The sequence below is a fragment of the Salinispora sp. H7-4 genome (assembly GCF_013416675.1).
GTDB classification, from domain to species: domain Bacteria; phylum Actinomycetota; class Actinomycetes; order Mycobacteriales; family Micromonosporaceae; genus Micromonospora; species Micromonospora vitiensis.
Genome location: NZ_JABZED010000009.1, coordinates 12,746 through 34,042, shown reverse-complemented (window position 1 = coordinate 34,042; position 21,297 = coordinate 12,746). Strand labels below are relative to the sequence as shown.

At 68.1% G+C, this 21,297-nt stretch carries 16 protein-coding genes; 5 read left to right on the top strand and 11 right to left on the bottom strand.

Annotation, left to right across the window (positions count from 1 at the left end):
- Positions 1-31 precede the first annotated feature (31 nt).
- The 7 genes from H0524_RS10650 to H0524_RS24595 all read right to left on the bottom strand — a co-directional run bounded on the left by H0524_RS10650 (position 32) and on the right by H0524_RS24595 (position 7,608).
- On the bottom strand, positions 32-1,906 hold the full coding sequence (locus tag H0524_RS10650; protein WP_180198517.1) for a non-ribosomal peptide synthetase: 1,875 nt from the start codon (positions 1,904-1,906) through the stop codon (positions 32-34).
- Positions 1,903-2,814 (bottom strand): LLM class flavin-dependent oxidoreductase, encoded by a 912-nt coding sequence (locus H0524_RS10645; RefSeq protein ID WP_180198516.1) that lies wholly within the window; start codon positions 2,812-2,814, stop codon positions 1,903-1,905. Before H0524_RS10645 ends, H0524_RS10650 begins: the two co-directional genes overlap by 4 nt.
- Positions 2,811-4,169, bottom strand: coding sequence for an FAD-dependent oxidoreductase (locus H0524_RS10640; RefSeq protein ID WP_180198515.1), 1,359 nt, complete (start codon positions 4,167-4,169; stop codon positions 2,811-2,813). Before H0524_RS10640 ends, H0524_RS10645 begins: the two co-directional genes overlap by 4 nt.
- Positions 4,166-5,293: an aromatic ring-hydroxylating dioxygenase subunit alpha gene (locus H0524_RS10635; protein WP_180198514.1), complete on the bottom strand. Its 1,128-nt coding sequence runs from the start codon at positions 5,291-5,293 to the stop codon at positions 4,166-4,168. Before H0524_RS10635 ends, H0524_RS10640 begins: the two co-directional genes overlap by 4 nt.
- A 1,205-nt stretch (positions 5,294-6,498) precedes the next feature.
- Positions 6,499-6,981 carry a Clp protease N-terminal domain-containing protein gene (locus H0524_RS10625; RefSeq protein ID WP_180198513.1) on the bottom strand — a complete coding sequence of 161 codons (483 nt, stop codon included), beginning with the start codon at positions 6,979-6,981 and terminating at the stop codon, positions 6,499-6,501.
- Positions 6,982-6,983: 2 nt separating this feature from the next.
- The gene (locus H0524_RS10620; protein ID WP_180198512.1) at positions 6,984-7,211 is read right to left on the bottom strand and encodes a hypothetical protein; all 228 of its coding nucleotides are present in this window, start codon (positions 7,209-7,211) and stop codon (positions 6,984-6,986) included.
- A gap of 121 nt (positions 7,212-7,332) precedes the next feature.
- Entirely contained in the window at positions 7,333-7,608 is a 276-nt protein-coding gene (locus H0524_RS24595) for a hypothetical protein (RefSeq protein WP_255435879.1), read from the bottom strand.
- 246 nt (positions 7,609-7,854) lie between these two features.
- Here H0524_RS24595 and H0524_RS10610 point away from each other — a divergent pair, with 246 nt between their 5' ends.
- A complete protein-coding gene (locus tag H0524_RS10610) occupies positions 7,855-8,829 on the top strand; it encodes a hypothetical protein (protein WP_309225066.1) in 975 nt (324 codons plus the stop codon).
- A 104-nt stretch (positions 8,830-8,933) separates the two neighbouring features.
- Here H0524_RS10610 and H0524_RS10605 read toward each other — a convergent pair whose 3' ends face one another.
- Entirely contained in the window at positions 8,934-9,719 is a 786-nt protein-coding gene (locus H0524_RS10605; RefSeq protein ID WP_180198510.1) for an SUMF1/EgtB/PvdO family nonheme iron enzyme, read from the bottom strand.
- On the opposite strand from H0524_RS10605, the gene H0524_RS10600 reads away from it, so the two are divergent.
- The 4 genes from H0524_RS10600 (at position 9,705) to H0524_RS10585 (ending at position 14,790) form a co-directional block, all read left to right on the top strand.
- On the top strand, positions 9,705-10,304 hold the full coding sequence (locus H0524_RS10600) for a hemerythrin domain-containing protein (RefSeq protein WP_180198509.1): 600 nt from the start codon (positions 9,705-9,707) through the stop codon (positions 10,302-10,304). The two genes, H0524_RS10605 and H0524_RS10600, sit on opposite strands and share 15 nt — an antisense overlap.
- 296 nt (positions 10,305-10,600) lie before the next feature.
- Positions 10,601-12,391, top strand: a complete 1,791-nt coding sequence (locus H0524_RS10595) for an HSP90 family protein (protein WP_180198508.1) — start codon at positions 10,601-10,603, stop codon at positions 12,389-12,391.
- Entirely contained in the window at positions 12,388-14,436 is a 2,049-nt protein-coding gene (locus tag H0524_RS10590; RefSeq protein ID WP_255435877.1) for a hypothetical protein, read from the top strand. Before H0524_RS10595 ends, H0524_RS10590 begins: the two co-directional genes overlap by 4 nt.
- A 12-nt stretch (positions 14,437-14,448) precedes the next feature.
- Positions 14,449-14,790 (top strand): HIT family protein, encoded by a 342-nt coding sequence (locus H0524_RS10585; protein WP_180198507.1) that lies wholly within the window; start codon positions 14,449-14,451, stop codon positions 14,788-14,790.
- 81 nt (positions 14,791-14,871) lie between these two features.
- Here H0524_RS10585 and H0524_RS10580 read toward each other — a convergent pair whose 3' ends face one another.
- From H0524_RS10580 to H0524_RS10570, 3 genes are read right to left on the bottom strand one after another with little or no spacing between them, the layout of a single operon-like run.
- Positions 14,872-16,512: a hypothetical protein gene (locus H0524_RS10580; RefSeq protein WP_180198506.1), complete on the bottom strand. Its 1,641-nt coding sequence runs from the start codon at positions 16,510-16,512 to the stop codon at positions 14,872-14,874.
- An 11-nt stretch (positions 16,513-16,523) separates the two neighbouring features.
- Positions 16,524-19,598 carry a helicase-related protein gene (locus H0524_RS10575; RefSeq protein ID WP_180198505.1) on the bottom strand — a complete coding sequence of 1,025 codons (3,075 nt, stop codon included), beginning with the start codon at positions 19,596-19,598 and terminating at the stop codon, positions 16,524-16,526.
- Entirely contained in the window at positions 19,595-21,157 is a 1,563-nt protein-coding gene (locus tag H0524_RS10570) for an RNA polymerase sigma factor RpoD/SigA (protein WP_180198504.1), read from the bottom strand. The genes H0524_RS10575 and H0524_RS10570 overlap by 4 nt, the downstream gene beginning before the upstream one ends.
- Positions 21,158-21,297: the final 140 nt, after the last annotated feature.

Sequence of the window (21,297 nt, the reverse complement as noted above, 5' to 3'; positions counted from 1 at the left end):
TCCTCCTCATGAGGTAAACGGGCGTGGAAGGTCAGCGGGCAGGGTCCTCGACCGCGGCGGCGAGACCGGCGATGGTGGGCTGTTCGAGCAGGTCGAAGTAGGTGAGCCGGACGCCGTGCGCGCGCTGGATCGCGTGCAGGGCGCGCGCGGCGAGCAACGAGTGGCCGCCCAGTTCGAAGAGGTCGTCGTCGGCGCCGATCGGGTCGACCCTCAGCAGCTCGGACCAGATCCCGGCGATGCTGGTCTCCAGCTCTCCCCGCGGTGCCCGGAAGACGGCGGTGCAGTTGCGGCCGGCCACGGCGGGTCCGTGCAGCGCGGACCGGTCGACCTTCCCGGTCGGCCCCAGCGGTAGCTCGTCCAGGGCGGTGACCGTGTGCGGGATCTGGTAGGCCGGCAGCGTCTCGCGGAGCCGGTCCTGCACGTGCGCGACGAGGGCCGGTCCGGCCGGTGCGTCCGGGGCGGTGACCACGAAGGCCTGCAGCCGCTTGGTGCCGTCGTCGTCGGCCTGCGCGACGACCGCCGCCTTGCTGATCTCTGGCAGCCGGGTCAGGGCGGCTTCGACCGCGCCCGGTTCCACCCGGAATCCCTGGATCTTGACCTGCTGGTCGGCGCGGCCGAGGAACGTGATGGTGCCGTCCGGCTCCCAGCGGGCCAGGTCGCCGGTGCGGTACATGCGGACCGGGGTTGCGTCCGGTCCGGGCAGGTTCAGGAACTTCTCGGCGGTCGCGTCCGGGCGGCCCAGGTAGCCGCTCGCCAGGCCGTCGCCGAAGGCGTACAGCTCGCCGTCCTCACCCACCGGGACCGGCTGGTGCCCGGCGTCGAGCAGCGCCACCCCGGTCCCGCTGACCGGCCGCCCGATCGGGACCGGCCCGTTGATGGCGGCCGGGCCGTGCACCGTCCAGCAGGTGGTGAAGGTGGTGTTCTCGGTCGGACCGTAGCCGTTGGTGAAAGTGAGGTGCGGGTGCGCCGCGAGCAGACGACCGACGAAGTCGGGCGACAGGACGTCCCCACCGGCGAGCAGGTGCCGCAGGCCGCCGAGGGCGTCGAGCCGGGTGTCGACCATGTGGTGGAAGAAACCGGCCGTCAGCCAGAGCACGCTGACCTGCTCTTCCGTCAGGACCTCGGCGAGAGTGTCGGGGCTGGTGCGGCCGGCTGGGTGGATCGCCAGCCGGCCCCCGAGGGTCAGCGGGGTCCAGATCTCCAGCGTGGACGCGTCGAAGGCGACCGGCGCGAGTTGCAGGAACACGTCGTCCGCGGTGAACGACGCCCAGTCCGGCTGCTGCACCAACCGGGCGACCGCGCGGTGCGGGACGCACACACCCTTCGGCTCGCCGGTCGACCCCGAGGTGTAGCTGACGTACGCCAGGTCTTCCGGGGTGACCGGGATAGCAGGCACCGGGTCGGTGACCGGTTCGGCGAGGAGCCGGTCCAGGTCGGCCACGGGTGCACCGCATGCGCCGACGGCGCCGGACAGGGACGGGTCGGCCAGCAGTAGCACCGGGTCCGCGTCCGCGACGAGGGCGGCGAGGGCGGCCGGCGGGGCGTCGTGGTCGAGGACGAGGTACGCGCCGCCCGCCTTGAGGATGGCCAGGAGCGCGACGATCAGCCGCGGGGACCTTCTGGCCAGCACCGCGACCACCCGATCCGGTCCGGCTCCGCGCTTGACCAGGTGTGCGGCGAGCGCGGTCGCGACGGCATCCAGTTCGGCGTACGTCAGCCGGTCTGCGCCGCTGGACACCGCCACCGCGTCCGGGTTGCGGCGGGCTGCCTCCGCGACGAGGTCGTGGATGCACCGGGCGGGCGCCGGTGGGGCGGGGTGCCCGCTCCACGAGCGGATCGGTTCGGGCCAGGGGCTCGGGTCCGCGCTGCGTGGCCCAGCCGGACGAGCCGGCGACGTGGCGGTCATTCTGCTCTCCGATCGTGGTCGGGCGGGCCGGCGTCGAGCCAGCCGGTCAGTTCCTTGGGGGATCGGTGCCAGGGGTCGAACGCCTCGATGCGCCAGGTCGCCCCGGCGGCGGCCAGCAGACCGGTCCGGTCGGCGGCCTGACCGGTGCCGGGCCGGCTGCGGTCCAGGGCGACCACCTCGTACGGGCGGTCCGGGGACTGCCCGGGTGCCAGTTCGGCCAGGCGGGTCAGAATGGCCGTCAGCTCCGCTGGTTCCGGGCCGCGCAGGTGCCCGCGGTCGTCGCGGACCATGGGGGCGACCCCGTCGAACCGGGCGGCGCGGCGCAGCGCTCCGATCCGCGCGGCGGGCCAGGTGGCGGCACTCCAGATCGTGACGGCCGGGTGGCCGTGCCGGTCGGTGCCGCGGGGCGTCGGCAGGAAGGTGGCCCGGTCGACCCGGTAGTGCTCGCCGGTGTGGCTGAACTCGGTCCCGCGCCACAGGCCGGACAGCACGCGCAGCGCCTCGTCGAGTTTCGCGGCCCGGGTCCGCAGCCCGGTGGGTTCACCGAACGCCCCGAAGTCGAGGTCCGGTTCGGCGCCCAGTCCGGCCCCGAGCACCAGCCGCCCGGCGGACAGGTGGTCGAGTGTCGTCGCCTCCCGGGCCACCTTCCACGGCCGGCGCCGGGCCAGGGGGGTCATCAGCGGGCCGCTGCGCAGCCGGGTGGTGCGGGCGAGGATCGCGGTGACGACGGTCCACGCATCGGCCATCGGGAGGCGCAGTTCGCGGGCGAACATCAGGTGGTCCCAGAGGAACAGTCCGTCCCAGCCGGACTCCTCCGCGCGGACCGCGACCTCGACCAACCGCGCCGGGTCGGCGTAGTAGCCGGCGTTCGGGAGCAGGAGCCCGTGCCGGACGCCCGGAGCGCTCACCGCGGTACCCGTTCGCCGGATCCGGCCGGGCGGGGGATCCGCCGGACGGCAGCATTGGCCGAGCGGACGGCGCCCTCGAGGTGGCCGAAGAAGTACGGCGAATGCTCTGCACCCACCCGGTGCAGTGGACCGCCCGGGTCGCCGGGGGATCGGGCGTCGAGCCAGGCGCCGGGATGTGGCACCGCCGCGTAGCAGCCCTGGACCCACGGCTGCCGCTGCCAGTCCTGCGCGGTGACGTGCACGGGCGCCAGGGCCGGGGGTCCGAACCAGTCCGCCAGCCGGGCCGTGAGGTCTGCCCAGGTGATCCGGCCGGCGCGGTAGGCCCGGGCTTCCGCCCCGGTCAGGAATCCCACCAGGACACCGAGGCCGTTGCGCCCGTTGGAGTCGTCGACCAGGAAGCGCAGCGGTGCCCGGTCCGCGGTGACCCAGCCGCTGAGCCCGCTGTCGCGCCAGAACGGCGTCCGGTAAACCAGGTGGACCTTCACCACCGAGCCGCCGGTGGATGCCGGCACCGGTGAGGCGCCCGCGCCCGGGATCGCCACTTCGACGGCTCGTTCCTGTGCTGGGCCGATCGCCAGGATGACCCGTTCGCAGTCGGCGACGAAGCCGTCGGCCTCCACCCGGATCCCGCCGGTGGTGCCGCAGACGCGGTGGACCGGGCGACCGGTCCGCACCGGGCGGTTCAGCCGGGCGGCGAGCCGCTCGCTGAGCCCGGCGGCTCCACCGGCCAGGCGGAACTCCTGGGCGCCGCCGGTGAAGGCGGTGAGGAAGTCGAGACCGCCGCCGGATTTGACGTAGAAGAGAAAGTGGAGCAGGGACACCTCGTCCGGCTCGGAGGCCAGCATCTCCCGGACGATCTGCTCGATGAGCACCGTGGTCGCGGAGGTCATCCGTTCGGTGCTCAGCCACCCGCGGACGGTGGTCCGGTCCTGCTGCGCCGCGTCCGGTGACGAGCCGGGCGAGTGGAGGTCGACCGCCTCGGCCAGCTCTTCGATGCGGTCCAGGGCGAGGCCGAGGGCCAGAGCGTTGAAGGGCGCGTCGGCGTCGTCGTCCCGGTACCGGCGACCGGACAGGTCGAACAGCGCGGCGCCGGGGGCGACAGTACGCTGGAGCGGCACGCCCAGCCGGTCGGCCAGCTGCCGGACCTCGGTGTGCCGGTTCCCGAGGTACGCAGCGCCGCAGTCCAGTTCGAGCCCGAGCGGCGCCGCTTCGGTGCGGGTACGTCCGCCCAGCCGGTCGGAGGCCTCCAGGACCTCGACGTCGTGCCCGTCCGCGGCGAGAGCCTCCGCGGCACACAGACCGGACAGACCCGCCCCGACGACGACGACGCCGGTCCGGATTCGCGTACCGCTCACCGTGCTGTCCATAGCGGACGGAGCTGGCTGTCGGTGCGGTACGCGTCGGCCAATGCCCGTACGAAGGTGTGGAGCTCCTCCTCGTGCGAGGCGAGCGGGCCGGCGACGTACCGCGGATCGGCGACACCGCGCTGGGTGGACGAACAGGCGTCCCAGTCCTGCTGATTGGTGGTCTTCCAGAAATCGATCGCGTAATCCGGCGTTAACCCGGTGCTGGTCAGCAGTTCTTCCGGAAAGAACCATTCGCAGATCACCCGGGTGCGATCCGGGGCCACCGGGTCGAGGCGATGGGTGACCACGTAATCATGCATCGCGGTGACGAAAAGACCGGGTAGCACCGCGTGGTAGCAGACCTGTCGGGCCCGGTTCTCGTCGAGCTCCGGAAAGGTCCACTCCGGGCCCTTTCCGTCGAGGGACATGCTCGCCGCAGAGTTCTTGAGATCAAGGGAACCGCCGAGCCACATCCCGGTGCTGGCGAATCCCTCGCCGTTAACGGTTCGTTGGACCTTGCTGAGTTCGGGATGCGTGCTGGGGCAGTGGTAGCACTCCAGGTAGTTCTCGACGAGGAGTTTCCAGTTGGCGTGGACGTCGTAGACCTCGGTGCCGACCTGTGTGAGGGTGCCGAGATGATAGGGCGCGAGAATGTCGGTGAGATTGCCGAGGGATTCGCCGAAGTCGTCCGCGTCCCCGGAGTGGTTGACGAACAGCCATCCGTTCCATTCGGTGGATCGGACCGGGAGTAGGCCCATGCCCTGCGGGTACCGCCCGGCGGCGTCCTCGAACCGCGGCGCCCGGCGCAGCTCGCCGTCCAGCCCGTAGACCCAGGCGTGGTAGGCGCACCAGACCTGGGCGCGCCGGACCGTGCAGGCGGGGGCGACCAGCTCGTGCCCCCGGTGACGGCAGGCGTTGACGAAGACGTTCACCCCGTCGCCGGTGCCGGTGATCAGGATGTTGCGCCCGGCCGACATGACGGCGGCCTGGGTGCCCTTTTCGGTGAACTCGGCGACCCGGCCGACCGGCAGCCAACCCTGCCCGAAGAATCGCTCCAGCTCCCAGGCGAACAGGTCTTTCGACGTGTAGGCGAGACCAGGTAAGGCGCGTGCATCCTGGATATCGGCGATCATTCGATCGATTGTTTCGGATCTGGCTAAATTGGATGGTGCCCCACTTTTAGGCAGCATCGAGCGCATATATAATTCACCTTTGTCGGGACGGGTCGACAGTCAAGGAGTGGCGCAGCACTGAGCGCGCCGGGTCGGCCGGTCGCGCTCAGCTACACGAAATTTTGAGGACCGAATCGGTGATTGCGTGAGAAGTCGCTACTCGGGGTAGGGGGTAGATCTGCCGAGTTCGTAAAGTTCGGCCCGCCGCCAGCGCATTGTGGTTCCCTCCCCTGGTGCGTGGCCATGAAGTTGGGATGATTATTTACCATTGTGAGTCTGCCTAGAAGGGCATGTAATACTCGTCATAATCCCTTGTGGATCCTTGACCGCAGGGCTTCGGCAAGGTAAAGAATATGGCGAGTGGGGGCGGACGCTCCGGATCGCGGCGATATGGCGGCGGGCGTCACCCTCGGTGATCATCCAGGTGCCGATGGGTCCTCGTGGGCCGGCGACGGGTGTGCAGCATGATCAACCCCTGGGTGGAACCGGGTCGCCGGTGCCTGCTGGTCCGGATCGACCTCTCGTACGGACCTCCCGCCGGTGGTCCGTCCGGGACGGATGATGGCCTGGATGTTCGCGTCGAGGTCGCGGTGTCTGCCGGAGTGTCAGGGCAGCGATGGCTTCGCCCTCGACCGACGGGGTGGTTTCCGTTCTCCGCCAGCTTGGAACCGCAATCGCGACGGCCACCAGCACCGGTTGACCCTGGGCAGGTTTCTCTTGCTAGCCGTCTCTTCTGCGACGCCAGGAGTAATGCAGGACGGCGGCGACCGGAGCTGCGGCGATGACACTGACGAACACTGCAAAGATTCCGGCGGCGTCGTTGAAAACAGCCTGTAGCAATACAAAGTATGCCGCGAAACCGATCCAGCTCCACCAGAACACGCCAGCCCTGGTCCCGTTCAACGACTACCTCCTGTCGTTCTTCGCGTCGCGGTCAGGCGCAGCGTCGGCGGTGTGATCCGGGCTTACCGGGCCGCAGCCCGGCCCGCGGCAGCTGCAGTACGCGCCGGACGAGCGTAGCTCGTTGTCTCCACCGCACTGGTAGGCGTGCGGCGGGCGGAGACCTCCGGTCAGTAGGTCGCTAAGCCAGGTGTCCGCCGGGTGGACCCGCAGAGCGGGTATCGGCCGGGGCCAGGTAGGAAGGTGCGAGAGAAGCAGGGCGCTCGTCAGCCATCGTGGACGGTGAGTACCTCGATCACCCGCATCGTGAGCTCGGACTGGTTGATCCCGGCGGTGGCGAGCGCTCGCGGCACGGCGCCCTTCTCTGCCTGCAGAATGCCGAGCAGCAGGTGCAGCGGTGGCGACCCACCCCGACGCTTGCCCAAGCCCCGCTCAAGGGCCAGTTTGGCCGAGGCGCCGAGCTTGGTGGGGCGGGCGTGGCTCGCCCCGGGACGAATCGCCACGTCGAAGGTGGCGAGCGACACCCCGGCCACGCCAAGGCTCTGCTCGAACTCCCGCTGCAGAGCGGTACGAATGCCCTCGTAGTCGAGACCAGCTGCGCTCAACACCTGCTGCGTGTTCGCCTCGGGTTCTGCGGCTATTGCCAGGAGGAGGTGCTGAGCCTCGATGGCTGCGGCACCTTCCTTCTGGGCCTCGATCCCGGCCTGGTCGACGACGGCCTGCACGTACCTGCGAACTGTTGTGGACATGGTCAACGCCTCCTCAGTACAACGCCGGCAGCAACGAGCCGCTTGGCATGCTTCTTGTGCACCGCCTGCCGTGTCACACCGAGCGCCTCAGCAACCTGCGGCCAACTCCAGCCGGATCGCATGGCCCGCTCCACGGCAGAATCTTCCAGCTGGTCAGCCAGGCGCCGCAGTGTCGTGACGGCGGCGAGTGCAGCGCCGGGATCCTCCGAGGACTGGACTTCAATCGACATGCAAGCAACTTTAGTTGACTAGCGATGAATAGTCAACCAAAGTTGCGCAGAGCATCACCGGCCCGGCCGGCCTGGCCTGACCACCCGATCGGACCAGGCCGGCTCAAGTGCGACGATCCGGTCAAGCGTCCTTGCGACGCATGACCCACCAGCCGGCGAGCAGCGCGGCCACCGCCCAGGCGGCCACGATCAGCAGGCCGACCGCCGGGGGATAGGGGTCGCTGCTTCCGCGCAGGTAGTGGTCGCCGGCGGTCCCCGGCAGCGCGGCGGCCAGGTGGTTGAGGACCACGTTGTCGGGGGTGGTGAGAATCGGTGGGATGACCACCAACACGACGAAGATCGAGACGAGTGGGGCGACCGGACCGCGCAGAGCGGCGCTGAGGCCGATCGACAGCACCCCGATCAGTGCCAGATAGACGCCGATCGCGAGGGCGTGGCTGGTGATCGGTCCGCCCTGGACGTCACCGCGGTCCCCGAGCAGCGGGATCGCCAGGCCGGCGCCGAGCAGCCCGAGGAGGATGCCGGCGAGCAGGACGGTGGCCCCGACGACCGCGGGTCAACAGTGAGACCTGGCATGGCTTCCACCTCAGCGATCGATCTTGTGGTTGCTGGGTCAGTTAAACTCATGATCATGGAGAAGACCGTGTTGCTCGGCGAGGTGACGTGCCCATCAGGAGAGCTTGTGCTGATGGACGGTGGCTACCTGGAGCTGTGGTCGGGAGGCCGGTCCCCTGACGAGCTTGACGGCGCCACAGCCCTGCCCGCATCCGACTTCGAGATCGTCGGTTCCGACGCGGAGGTGGCGGCGAGGTTGTTCGATCACCAATCCGGCCGGATGCTGTATGACATCCCGCAGCACGGTGTCGACGAGTTCTCGAGGCTGTTCGCCCAGCATTGCCGTGCACACGCCAAGGACGCTGCGCTGCGCCTGTTCCCCCAGCGGATCTCGCATCGGGACAGGGCTCGACTGGCAATCGCCGAGGGGAATCCCGACTTCTTGATCATGGGTGTGCCGGTCGTCCCTGTCGGCGGTGTGCCCACAGAACGGCCGTTGCCGGTGACCGCGGTGCCGGGGGAGTGGGGCTGGTCGCAGCTGCGGATCGGGTTGCGCGAGGGCGCGGCCGTCGCTACCCGCCAGCTCGGCAGAATCGGGGTGGACTACGCCCGGTTCGTCTTCGCCGACGCGGACGCCCTCGGGTCATGGGTGCACGAGTATCCCCTCGACGGGCTCGCAGACGTGGTGTTCTGGGGGCGGGACGAGGAGCAGGTCGCGGCCGAGTTCGGCGCACCGCGCACCGGTACGCCGGGGGAGGACGGCTACGGCTGGCTCAACCTCCCGGTTCGAGACGCCTACGCACGGGCGGTCGCGCTCAACGACCACAGAAACGTTGCGCCGAGCCGTAAATTTGCCTTCGACTTTCGTCCACACTCACACCACTGGCAGGTCATGGCAGGCGTACGGGCGTCCGACAACGAGGCCGCCACCATCGAGATCGGCGGTGCTCGGGTCATGATGGCAATGACCTCCGTTGGCGATGGCTTTTTCCCCGTTCACCTGGAGGTCAATGCCGCGGGGAGCCCCGTCGCCATCCGTATTTCCGTGGCTGGAGACGGCTGACACCCGCACCTCGGCCCGCTGCCGCCATGGTCGTCAGCAACGGTGCAGTCGCCAGTGGTCGTCCTTCTAATCCGGGCGCGGCGCCAGATCCATGGAAACGACGGTCAGCTTGGTGGCTGTGGTGCGACCGGGCGGACCGCTGTGAACTGTGCGTGCTCGTATCGCATGGCGGAAAGTAGCAGGAGCCACTCGTCACAGCCCTGCCACGGATAGACATCGGCGGCTCCGCCGCGCGTGGTCCTGGGCCCCTTGCCCGTCCGCGGTAGCGCGTCTGCCGGCGCGCCCGCAAACCCGGGAATCCACGTGTCGGCGCAGAGCTCGTTCTCCGACCCCATCGCCGCCAGCCCGAACGCATTTTCCCCGGCGGCCGTCCGCGTCTCGTCGCCGAAGTCGTCGAGCAGCTGGTCCTCGCCGGGCTTCCCGTCACCGCGGAAGGTCAACGTGGTGGTGCCGGCCCGGGCCGCGTACTCCCACTGCGCCTCACTCGGCAGCCGGAACGGCAACAGGTCGAGCAGGTCTTCCAGGTCATCTTCGAGCCGGGCCGTGCCGGTGTCGGCGTCGGCGTATTCGTCCTCGTAGTCGGGCAGCCAGTGTTGGACCTGTGCCACGGTCAGCGGGTGCCAGGCGATCAGGAACGGCTCGACCCACACCTCGCGTACCGGCTGTGCGTCCTCGGCACGGGCGAGGAACGGCTCGAGGGTGTCTTCGACACCGCCGCTGCGCTCGATGGCGCGAAGGGCGTCCAGCTCCGTGTCGGACAGACCCATCCGGAAAGAGCCGGCCGGTACCTTCCGGAACACGATGCCCGATGGGGTGTGCCGCCATGCCGGGCGCCCAGCCACGATCTCCTCACCAGGGCATCCGGGTACCAGGTCATGGTCGTCGTCCATCGGGCCATGGTGCGCGACGTCCAGCAGATCAGCGACGCGGCCCGCGCGCTCGCCGACCGGCCTGATCCGGTGCGGGCGAAGGCCCTGTGTCGTTACGGTGACCGGGTCCTCCAACTCATCGCGCACCACCACGAGGTCGAGGATGAGGTGTTCTGGCCGATGCTGCGGTCGCGTGGTGCTCCGGTGGAGGCGATCGAGCTGATGACGACCGAGCACGACGAGTTGGCGGGCCTGCTGGAGCGGGCACGGGAGCTACTCGCCGAAGCCCAGCGGGGTGAGGACGCCTTCGCGGCGCTGGCCGAGGTGGGGCTCGCCCTGCGTCAGGCGTTGTTGACGCACACCGCAGACGAGGAGCGGGAGCTTGCGGGACGGCTCAAGCCCGTGCTCGGTGATCGGGAGTGGAAGATGCTCGACCGGGCAATGGTGCGATCCGCGCCGAAGTGGAGCCTTGGTTTCATGCCGCCCTGGATGGCGTCGGCTGCCCGCCCCGAGGAGCGCAAGGCGCTGCCGGCCGCGCCGATCGCCTTGCTGATGCGGGGCAGCTTGAGAAGACAACGGCGACTGGCATTCGGGAGGCGGGCCTGAGTCGGCGCGCTGGCGGCGTCCGCCGACGAAACGTAGCGCCGGTCGGTGGCGCCGGCTCTGGTGTTCCGGCCGACGTGCGCAAGCGCGGTCCTGACACTGGTGTTCGGCGGACTTTCGTCGCCTTTGCCCAGATCGCGGAAATTTCGAGGCATTGATGGGATACAAGCGGGCGGCAAATCGCCGTGCTTGCTGGTGGGCGGCGGCCGCTAAGTCGGTCGCACCGATTAGGGGTAGGCGGCGGACGGGGTGAGCAGGTACGGTGCACCGGTTGACCTTGAGCAGGAGGAACGGGGCGCGTGGGCTACACCTTTCATGTGGACCTTCGAGGGATTGTTGATCTGCTTAGTCACCATCTATACGCTAGCCCTCGCGTGTATGTGCGGGAGCTGATGCAGAACGCGGCAGATGCGATCACCGCACGCCGCCTGGGTGAGGTGATGGCGCCGGGTGAAGTGTGGTTTGAGCCATCCGAACTCACCGGAGATGGCACGCTCAGGGTCCATGACAGTGGGATCGGACTTACCGAATCGCAGGTCCACGAGCTGCTAGCCACGATCGGCCAGAGCTCTAAACGCGACGATCTGAATTTTGCCCGGCACGAGTTTCTGGGCCAGTTTGGCATCGGCCTGCTGTCGTGCTTTTTGGTGGCCGACGAGATTCGGGTGTTGACCAGATTTGGCAATGGGCCGTCCGTGGAGTGGATCGGACACGCCGATGGTCGCTACGAGGTGAGCGTACTGGCACCAGACCGGCAGCGCCAAAGTCAGGGAACGACCGTGACGCTGGTGCCTCGGCGGGGCGAGGAGCATTGGCTCAACAGCAAGAACGTGACCGAGCTGGTAATACTGTACGGTTCGATGTTGCCGATCACTCTTCGGGTCGGCGACCAGATTGTCACGACCGGGCGCGTCCCGTGGGAAACCGATTCGACTGAACCAGCTGCGTTGCGTCGGGCGAGGCTGGACGCGTACGCCCACGAGGTATTCGGGTTCACTCCATTCGATGTGATTGACCTTGACGTCGCCGAGGCGGGTGTACGTGGGGTCGCGTTCGTGCTTCCGATGCCGGCGAATCCGGCGTCACGCGTGGCGCACCGGGTCTATCTGAAGCAGATGCTGCTGTCGGAGAGCATCGAGGGCCTGTTACCGGACTGGGCGTTCTTCGTGCGATGCGTGGTGGACACCAGTGAGTTGCGCCCGACCGCCAGTCGGGAGGCGCTGTACGAGGACAGCCTGCTGGAGCAGGTGCGGGAGGCGTTAGGCGAACGACTGCGGGGCTGGATGTCGCGGCTCGGAGTCGCCGACCCGCGGCGGCTGCAGGACTTTCTCCGCATTCACCATCTTGGCGTCAAGGCTCTTGCAGTTCACGACGACGAGATGTTGCGCCTCGTAGCCCAGTGGTGGCCGTTTGAGACTAACGTCGGCCCGCTGACATTGGCCGAGTTCAGCGACCGATACGGCGTGGTGCGGTACAGCCCTTCGGTGGATGAGTTCCGCCAGCTGGCTTCGGTGGCGGCGGCGCAGAGCATTCCCGTGGTGAACGCGGGCTATGTGTACGATGCGCAGTTACTGGCTCGGATGTCTGTGCTTGACGAGTCTGTTCCGGTGGAGATTCTGAGTCCAGCCGATCTGACGATGCGACTCGAGTCGCTGGAGTCGGCTGTGGAGTTGTCGATCCAGCCGTTCCTGTCCCTCGCCCAGCACACTCTGGACCGGATGGGCGTCGAGGTGCTGGTGCGCGCATTTGATCCGGTCAGCCTGCCGGCACTGTATTTGCTCGGTGGCGACACCGCACTACAGGTTGATCTCCGGCGTGGCCAACAGCAGGCCGATTCGGTGTGGTCCTCGATTCTGGCTTCGTTCACCGAGGGTCGGGATGACCGGCCCCAGCTGGTGCTCAACTACCGCAATCCGCTGGTGCGCCAGGTTGTTGGATTGGGTGATCAAGAGCTGTCCGGGTTCGCGGTGGAGGGCCTGTACGTGCAAGCGCTGCTAATGGGCCGCCAGCCTTTGCGCCCAGTGGACACTGCGGCGTCGAACCAGTCGTTTCTTGGTCTGCTGGGCCGGGCCATGCGGGGGCCGCAATGACGATGTCCGAGCAGGAGCTACGGCAGCTGGAAGAGCAAGCCTACGATCTGCCCCGCGGGTTGAGCCGGTCCACCGCGCTGGACGCGGTGTTCCGGCACGCTGATGCCGCCGGGCATGACGCGTTCGCGTTCGAGGCGCGGATGCGTGGGGTGCGTGAATTCCACTATGCGGGCGACCCGACCCGCGCTTTCCTCGCTTTTTCTTGGTGTTTGTCCACCTATGATGCAAACTCAGAGGTGGCGTCCAGGTATCATGGGTACGATCTGCTGTGGCAGTTCAAATGGATCGTGTGGTCACTGCCGCAGTTTCCAGAAATTCCACTGGACCGCACGGTGGCCGTGCTCGATGACATGCAGCGCCGCTACCAGTTGGGTGGGCATAGCCTGCACGCGGTCTATCAGCATCGTTGGCTTGCGGCGCATCATACCGGCGACCTGGACGCAGCTCAGCTTTGGTACGACGAGCTGACCGCCGCCAAACGTGACAACCTGTCGGATTGTCGCGCATGCGTACCGTCGAGTCAGGTCCGCCATTTGACCGCAGTCGGCCGGTTCGAAGAAGCCGTCGCTGTCGGGCAACCGTACGTCAACGGCGGGTGTAATGAACAGCCACACTGGATACTGTCGGAACTGATGCTGCCGTACGTCATCACCGGACGACTGGATAAGGCAGTTGAAGCCCACCGGGTCGCCTACCGGAACTTGCGCGACAACCGGCACCACCTGGACAACCTGGCGTTGCAGGTACAGTTCTGCGGCCGCACCGGAAACGAGCAACGTGGCCTGGAACTCATCGAGCGTTACCTTCCCTGGCTCGAGCGGCCGTCCACGCCATACGCCGCCATGGAATTCGCTTCGGCGAGCGCACTGGTATTGGCCCGGCTTTGCTCCGAAGGACACGGCAGCCGTACCGTTCGGCGCCGCTTCGACGACGGCAGAACGCCAGCCAGCCCCACGGTGCAGGCCCTGCATGACGAACTGGCCCAGTTCTCCCTTGATGTGGCCGCACGCTTTGACGCCCGCAACGGCAACACCTTCCAAACCAAACGGATCAAGGAGCGCCTCGCTGCGGTCCCGTTAGTGGAACGCCTGCCGCTAACCGTGCTCGCCGGCAAGCCCGCAGTCGCTGAGAAGCAGCGAGCCACCGATCCGATCCGCCCACTGCTGGAGCGGGTAGCAGCGCAAACCGCTGCTGGCGATAGCGCAGCAGCCGCCACAACGCGTCTGCAGGTAGCGTTCGCGCTGCGCGATGCCGCGCTCTGGGAAGACGCTGCCGAGGCAGCCGAGGAGGCGGTGCGCTGCCTGGATCGCGAGAAGCTGATCGACGATGCGAGCCGCGGCAGGTACCTGCTGTGGCAGCTGTACGCCAAGTCATGGCAACACCGCGACGACGCGAAGTCGATTTTGGATGAACTGCTCGGGCTGCCCGCACCTCCCGATCAGGTGCCGCCGGCTGAGTTACTGCTTGAGGAGGCCGCTGACGTATTCAGGAACGCAGAGTCGGCACAGTTCCTGCTCAAAGCGGCCGATCTACACCGGCGTCACGGCGATTGCGTTGGAGAACACCGTGCACTGCGTAAGGCGCTGCCATGGATGCTGGCCGAATATCACGAGGCGATCGCCCCGCGGGTACTCGAGCGGTTCGACGCGCTTACCAAGCAGCAGTCAATGCCCGAAACCGCCGAGAGTCTGGGTATCGAGGTTTTCGCTGCGCGGATTCTCGCGGCAGCCGGCAAGCTGACCGAGGCCCTGAGCCGGCTTGATTTCGCTATCGCCGGGTTCCGTAGGCTCAGTCTCGAAGACCAGGAACAGCTAGCTGCCCTCTGGCGGGCGCGGGTGCTGCTGCGGGCTGGACGTGCGGCCGGAGCCGAACGGATCGCCCGCGAAGTCCTAGCCATTCAACCCGATGACTGGACAGCGGCCGTGCTGGTCGCCTCCGCACTACGGCAGCAGGGCCAGACAGCGGCAGCGGAGCAATTTATACAAGATCATAATCTGGATGAATGTGACCTGGAAGGCTATGACGACACGAACCTGGCGCCGTGAGGAAGTGGGACGATGACCGAGGACTTCTATTGTGACGAGGCGCTCAGCGGCCGAACCAAAGTTACGGTGGTGGCAGAGACCGAGGAGGTCCTTGCCTTCGAGCACACCAGGCCCTTCTGGCCGGTGCACATCGTCGTGGTGCCGAAGCGGCACGTGCCGTCTCTGGTCGACCTGGGCGATGCCAGCGTGGACCTCTTGCAGTGCGTTCTCGAGGTGGTCCGCCAGGTCGCCGGCCGGGTGGAGCAGGAGCGAGGTGCCTGCCGGGTGCTGACCAATCTGGGCCGGTACCAGGACTCCAAACACCTGCACTTCCACGTCTGTAGTGGACCGCCGCTGCGGCCCGACCTGGCATAGGGCTGCGAGCGGCCCGGGATCTGTCCGCAAGCTGATCAGTGGTGGTTGCCAGCCGTCGTGGTGCCGAAGGCCGTCGGGGGATCAGGTCGAGCGGCGCAGGTAGCCGTTCCGCCCGAACAACACGCCACGGTCGAGGAACAGGTTGAAGAATCGGCACGACGGTTCACCCAGGTGCATGCAGGCCGCACACGCGCCACTGCCGATCCCACATCCCGGATCCAGTGGACAACGGTGCTCAGCGGTAACGAACGCGGTCAACAGGTCGTCGAGGTTCGACTCGAAGACCGCCTGGATGCCGCCGAGTACGAAGTCGCTCCGGGCGGCCGGGTACAGGAAGAAGCCGAGATGGTGGGGCACGAGATACTCGCTGAGCGCGTCCCGTTCGATGCCGGAGAATACGGCGGCCTGCCGGATGAGTCGGTGGGCGTAGGTGTGAATCAACTTCAGTATGTCGGCCCCGGTCGACTCGACCCGCGGATCGTCGCGTTTGGCGGGAATCGCGGCTGACTCCAGGATGGCGACCCGGGCCAGGACCGGGTCGGTGCACTCCGGCGTCCATCCCGGTAGCCGTTGACCGCGACCGGCCAGCCACGTCGCCACCCGGATCGGGTCGAGCCGGATCAGGAACGCCTCGGTCTCGGCGAGGTTGCCGTAGAGCCGGTAGCCCCCCCGCCTGCGCCGGAACGGCACCAGCCGGCACTTCGACGGGTCGTCCTCCCCCCGCGTGTAGCCGTACATGGCGTTGAGGATCGGGAACCGATCGACCAGGTCGAGCCCGTCGATGCCGGCCCGTCGCAGGGCCGGCGGGTACTTCTCCCGATAGCGCTTCTCGAGCGGGTCGTCGGGGTCCGGCAGGCGCAACGCCGTCGTCGGCGTCCGACTCTCGGCCAGGGCCATCGCGATATCGACGGCCTCCCGTTCGGCCGCGGCACGCCGGGCCGGGGAAAGCCGGTCGACCGGGTGATCACCTGGCCTGGCCGACCGGCCAGCCACCTCGGCGGGCGTGACCACCTGCAAACCCTCGACCACCCAGATCAGCGCCTCACGCGGATCGTCGGCGAGGTTGAGGTTCCCCCCATGCTCGGGTCGAGCTGGGTTGATCAGCACCACGCCCCGGGGCACGTAGACCATGCGGGCCTTGTGCACGGTCCAGCGCACGGTGCCGGTACCGCACCCGCACCTCTGGTGGAAGCCCAGCCCCTGCATCGTCGGGGTGGCACAGACCGGGCACACGAAGCGAATGTCCGCGGCCTTGGCGCTCCGCGGCACCACCACCTGTACGTCGTCGTGCTGCGGGCACCGCCGGATCCAGGGTTCGGTGATCGCTCCGCACTCGTGCACGCCGACGAAATGGAGCTGGCCCCAGTTCCGGTTGCCGCACCTGCAGCGTGCCTCCGCGGACCTGCCGATGCGCCTACAGCACCGGCACAGCCAGGTTCGCGGGTATCTCTCGACGGTCACGCCGCGGCGCTCATTCAGCTCGACGACCTCCACCGGCACCTTGCGCAGCAACTCCCCGGCCATGCCGCCGTCTGTGTCGTTGGCGGTCCAGGCGCCGATCTCGGTCAACAGACTCCACCGTACGACGTCGGAGTCGATCTCGATCGGGTTCGGGGCCGACCACTCGTTCACCCGGTAGATGTCGCCGCGCAGGTCAACCGTCTGTGCCGGCAGGAAGGTACGCAGGATCTGGCTGCCGCTACGGGAACCCAGTTTCGCCATGTCGCCCGCCTTCAGTCGTGAATCGGAGCTTGGGCCTCGACGTCGCGAAGGCTCCGCATGGGGGAGGGGCGGCCGATCTCGCTGGTGAACCGTGCCGTGGTGGTGGGGTCCGCAAGGCTGGCGAACCACTCCCGGACCCACTCGACGATCTGCTGTCGGTGTCGGGAATCCTCCGGCCCGTCGAGACCGAGGAGCTCCGCCACGGCCGCTGCCTCGACGTCGGGCGTCAGTTCCACGTCGCGCAGGTACTGGTGCAGCTTCGCCGGGTTGCTCAACCGCTGCCTGCTGGCGGGCTCGTGCACCATCAGGGTGCGCGCCGAAACCAGCCCGGGAAGCGTGAGGGCCAGGACCCGCCGGCTGCGGCGGGTGATCGGGATAGCGTCGACGAACCGATCGCCCTGGCGTACGTACTGGTCGAAGTGCCGGAACGTCTGGGCGTCGCGCTCCCGGCCGATCTTGTGCAGGACGTACACCAGGCCCGGATGCCGACGACCGACCCGGGCGGTGGTCTGGATGAACTCGGCCGTGGTCAACGGTAGGCCCAGCATGACCATCGTGTTGAGCCGGTCGATGTCCACCCCGTGCGACAACATCGAGCTGGCCGCGACCACGTGAATGCGATCCGAGAACTCTTCCTCCGGTTTCTCCAGCCGTTCCAGGATGTCCCGCACCTCGTCGAAGTCGGTCTGTCCGGTGAGCTGCTCGACGTTGATGCCATCGACGGTGCTGTTGTTGCCGAGGCTTCGGCCGGCGGCCTCGACGTCGTACAGGGTGGAGCCGTACACCACGTTCGTACCGTAGAGGCTGAGCAGTTCCTTGACATGCCGCGGATCGATGCCGGCTTCCGTGCAGACGGCCGACGGCTCGTCCGCCAGCCGCCGTACGCTGCGCTGCAGGGCGTCCAGAGTCCGGTCGCTGACGTGCTCCACCGTTACCCCACGCGGCGCGACCGCCACGAACCGCCGCAGCTTCTCCGACCGGTGCAGCGTCCAGAAGGACTCACCGGAGCGGGGACCCGGCTGCGGGAAGACCCGGCCCTCCCGCCGGTAGAGAACCTCGACCTGCCGGTCGTACCCGATGAGTGTCGCGCTGCTGGCGACGATCTTGGCGTGGCTACCGGACAGCTCCTGCTGTAGGTGGTCGAGCAGACTCTCATAGTGTGAGTCGACGGCACCGAGACTGTCGCGGAGTAGGTGCAGCTCGTCCTGCAGCCGCAGCGACGGTGCGAACCGGTCCGCCGGCATCGGCAGCGACCGGAGCGTCCCCTGGCAGTCGGGCACCAGACAGCCGTTGGGCGCCTTCGACCTGCTCGCATAGGTGAAGCCGTGCCAGTCAACCGAGCAGATCTTCTGCGGCGGCCCGACGAGACCGCGCATCGCCTGCTGTAGGCCGATCGAGGCGGCCTTGTCCAGCGTTCCCACCACGACGGTCGGGAGGAAGCGGAAGATTTCCTGGTCAACGACGTGCACCGGCAGCGCTCCGCGCCGCCAGGGGCAGCGCGGGTTGGTGCAGTGATGTTCCAGCTTCCAGCGTTGCCGGTCGAACCTCATCCGCAGGTTCTCGTCGCGGCAGAACGGACAGTGCAGCAGTACCCGGTACTTGTCCGGCATACCCGGGCTGTCCGGACCGATCTCGTCGCCCGCCGGCCTGGGCACGATCTTGTTGGGCGTACCGGCCTGACCGACCAGGAACCCGAGGCTGAACGGCGCACCTTTGACATCGGCCACCCGACGCGCCACCGCATCCCGGCGTACCAGCTCGGCGCCGGCGAGCGCGTCGGCGAAACGTTGCGTCTGTTGCAAGCTGAGCAGCCGGAGCGGAAACCGGGACCAGGCCGTCACGCCGGTGCGCTTGCCGGTGAGCCGATCGAAGAAGGCCGTCGTCAACAACAGCCCCAGATAGGTCTCGGTCTTGCCGCCCCCGGTGGCGAACCAGACGGTGTCGACGAACTTCGCGTCCTCAACGGGTTCGGCGAGGAAGTGGATCGCGGACAGCAGGAAGCCAACCTGGAACGGCCGCCAGGCGTCGTAACCGCGCCCCTGCGCGCTCCACCCGATCGCCTGGTTCATCAGCTGGAACGACTGGCGAACATCTCGATTCGTCCCCAGTAGCCGCAGCCCGGCCCGCAGCCGGTCGAGTTCGGCGAACACCTCGGCGGCCGCCCGGTCCGCCTCGGCGCGCATTCCCGCCGTCCAGCCCTCAACCGCCTCCCGGGTGGCCAGCGCCGAGGCGGACCAGTGGGCCTGGTCGTACGCGTCGAGTGCGTCAACCAGCGCGGTGAGCTCCGGAACCGGGTCGGCGGCGAGCCGCTCGAACGACAGCGTCGGCTCCGGTCGGCTGCTGTTCCAGTAGCCGGGGCGGACGGTTTGGACCGTGGTGGTGTCCGAACTGCGGAACACCCCGGGCGCGGGCACCTCGACACCCACGTTGAGGCCGTACGCCGGCACGTCGCGGTCGTAGCGGAAACTGTCCGGCAGGGCCTCCAACTGGAACGGGGTGGTGCGGAGACCGGTGACCTCCAGCTGCGTCTCGTACAGGTGCGAGTCGGTCAGATCGCGGGACTTCCCCGGACTGGTGTTGACCAGCTGTACGACCAGCTCGGGGTCCTGATGCCAATCCTCCACCTCGACCCGGACCTCAGCCGTCCGCCCCGGCGCGCCCACCCCGGCGAAGGCGGCTCGCAGCTGCCCGGCGCCGAAGATTCCACCTTCGGCGCCGGCCACGACAGCGATCTCCTCGTCGACGGGACCGGTACGCCACCAGCGCCGGTCCGGGTCCGGACCATCCCTGGGGTCCCTCACCCAGGCGCGGGCCCGCACCGTCACCGTCATCGACCACGGCGGTGCCTCGGCCGGGCGGAACCGGATGCCGATCGCGCACGGGTCCAGCCGCTCGGCTCGGTCGTCGCTGGTGCCCTTCCGCACCTCGTCCTCGCACCCGAGTCGTCCCAGCCAAAAGGTTCCCGACGGGGCCACGTCCAGTCGATCCAGTCCGTCGCCCCGGCCCGCCGCGACCACCCGCTGATCGAGCCAGGTGACGAAGGCATCGCACGCCTCCTCCAGCGACTGCACCACCTTGCCGCTCATCGGGTCTTCCCCTCCGTCGACGCGCCGCGCCCCGGTTCGCTACCCAGGTACGGCCGCAGCGCCACCCTTTCCGTCGACCGCTGCAGCTTGCTCATGGCCTTTCCCTGGATCTGGCGGATCCGTTCGCGGCTGACGCCGTAGTCTGCGGCGATGTCGTCCAGGGTCTCTTCCGCGCCGGTGCTGAGGCCGAACCGGCGGCGGATCACGTCGACGGCTCGGTCGGGGAGTACGGTACGGAGGAGGCGGTCGATCTCGCCGCGCAGGGTCGCGTGTTCGACGATCGCTGCCGGGTCGGTGCGCCCATCACGCTCCTCGTCGTGGCCGAGGACGTCCGAGAGGCGAAGGTCACCATCCACACTGAGTAACAGGTCGATGCTGAGAGCCGGTTGGGCAAGCTCCAGCATCGCCTGGACCTTGCCCGGCTCCATGCCGGTGGCGTCGGCCAGTTCGTCGAGCGTCGGCTCTCGACCCAGCCGGTCGGTGAGCTTCCGGGTCGCCCGCCGGATCTTCTGGATCCGTTCGTGGACATGCATGGGTACCCGGATGGTCCGGCCGTGGTTGCCGATGCCCCGTTCGATGCTCTGCTTGATCCACCACGTCGCGTAGGTGGAGAACTTGTAGCCCTTGGAGCCGTCGAACAGGTGGGCGGCGTGGATGAGGCCCGTGTTGCCGTCCTGGATGCGGTCGGCGAAGGCGACGCCGGTCTGGCGGTATTGCCGGGCTTTGGCGATCGACACCACGAGCCGCAGGTTCGCGCACACCAACGCCGTGTGGGCGTGCTGCCCCTCGATCGCACGGTGGTGCAGCGACCGGCGGTCCGTCGCGGACAGGTCCGATCCGTTGGCGTCGAGTGCGGCCCGAGCCGCTGCGCCCTGCTTCATCAACGACCAGAGCTCCACCTCGCGAGCGGCGTCGAGCAGCGGGTATCGGCCGATCTCCCGGAGATACTGGCGAACCGTGTCGTCGGGTGGTTCGTTGCCCGGTCGGCCGGACCTGACCGGTCCCGTGCTGGCCGAGGCTGGGAGGTCAACGCCAGCGTCGGCCAAGAGGCCGAGTAGCTCACCGGTCTGTGCCGCGGTGAGGCTTCGCCGGGTTGCCAGCAGGGCGACGTCGGCACGGGTGAGCCTTCCCCCCGTCCGGAGCCAGTCTCCGAAAAGGTCCTCGAACGCCCGGCCGACGGCATCGTCTGCAGGAAGGGGAACGGAAGGCACCGGATCGTCATCGAACATCCACCCGACGTCACTGTCCGGTAGGTCCTCGTCCAGTGTGGCCTCGGCCCCGCCCACCACCGGCTCGGTGGCGGTTCCGGTCGCGGTCGTGGCGGTACTGGTGGTCTCGGTGGCACTGGTGGGGGTGGCGGTGGGGGCGACCTGGGCTTCGAGCGTTGGGGTGGCGTCTGGAGGACGGGTGCGGTCGCTGCTGGCCTGCGGCTGGGCCAGCGCCACCACAAGTGCATCAATGTCGCTGCGGGTAAGGCGGTGCCGGGCGACGAACTCCCCGATCGCGGACTGTGCCTGGTGTACGTCCCCGTTGTCGATGATCGCCCGTAGTTCGTCCATGAGTGCAGCAGACGCTTTCGCGGACCGCACCATTTAGGTGATGATGGCGGTAGTCATGCTTCCTCCCCTGGTTGGTAGCACTCAGCGTAGGGAATGGATGCGACAAAGAACATGAATCGAACAAATGTTCCATGACCTCG

What these genes read in the sequence shown, in the direction of transcription:
- H0524_RS10650 (WP_180198517.1), bottom strand. Translation starts at nt 1,906, where the DNA reads ATGACCGCCACGTCGCCGGCTCGTCCGGCTGGGCCACGCAGCGCGGAC.
- H0524_RS10635 (WP_180198514.1), bottom strand. Translation starts at nt 5,293, where the DNA reads ATGATCGCCGATATCCAGGATGCACGCGCCTTACCTGGTCTCGCCTAC.
- H0524_RS10625 (WP_180198513.1), bottom strand. Translation starts at nt 6,981, where the DNA reads ATGTCCACAACAGTTCGCAGGTACGTGCAGGCCGTCGTCGACCAGGCC.
- H0524_RS10620 (WP_180198512.1), bottom strand. Translation starts at nt 7,211, where the DNA reads ATGTCGATTGAAGTCCAGTCCTCGGAGGATCCCGGCGCTGCACTCGCC.
- H0524_RS10600 (WP_180198509.1), top strand. Translation starts at nt 9,705, where the DNA reads ATGGTCGTCGTCCATCGGGCCATGGTGCGCGACGTCCAGCAGATCAGC.
- H0524_RS10605 (WP_180198510.1), bottom strand. Translation starts at nt 9,719, where the DNA reads ATGGACGACGACCATGACCTGGTACCCGGATGCCCTGGTGAGGAGATC.
- H0524_RS10590 (WP_255435877.1), top strand. Translation starts at nt 12,388, where the DNA reads ATGACGATGTCCGAGCAGGAGCTACGGCAGCTGGAAGAGCAAGCCTAC.
- H0524_RS10585 (WP_180198507.1), top strand. Translation starts at nt 14,449, where the DNA reads ATGACCGAGGACTTCTATTGTGACGAGGCGCTCAGCGGCCGAACCAAA.
- H0524_RS10580 (WP_180198506.1), bottom strand. Translation starts at nt 16,512, where the DNA reads ATGGCGAAACTGGGTTCCCGTAGCGGCAGCCAGATCCTGCGTACCTTC.
- H0524_RS10575 (WP_180198505.1), bottom strand. Translation starts at nt 19,598, where the DNA reads ATGAGCGGCAAGGTGGTGCAGTCGCTGGAGGAGGCGTGCGATGCCTTC.
- H0524_RS10570 (WP_180198504.1), bottom strand. Translation starts at nt 21,157, where the DNA reads ATGGACGAACTACGGGCGATCATCGACAACGGGGACGTACACCAGGCA.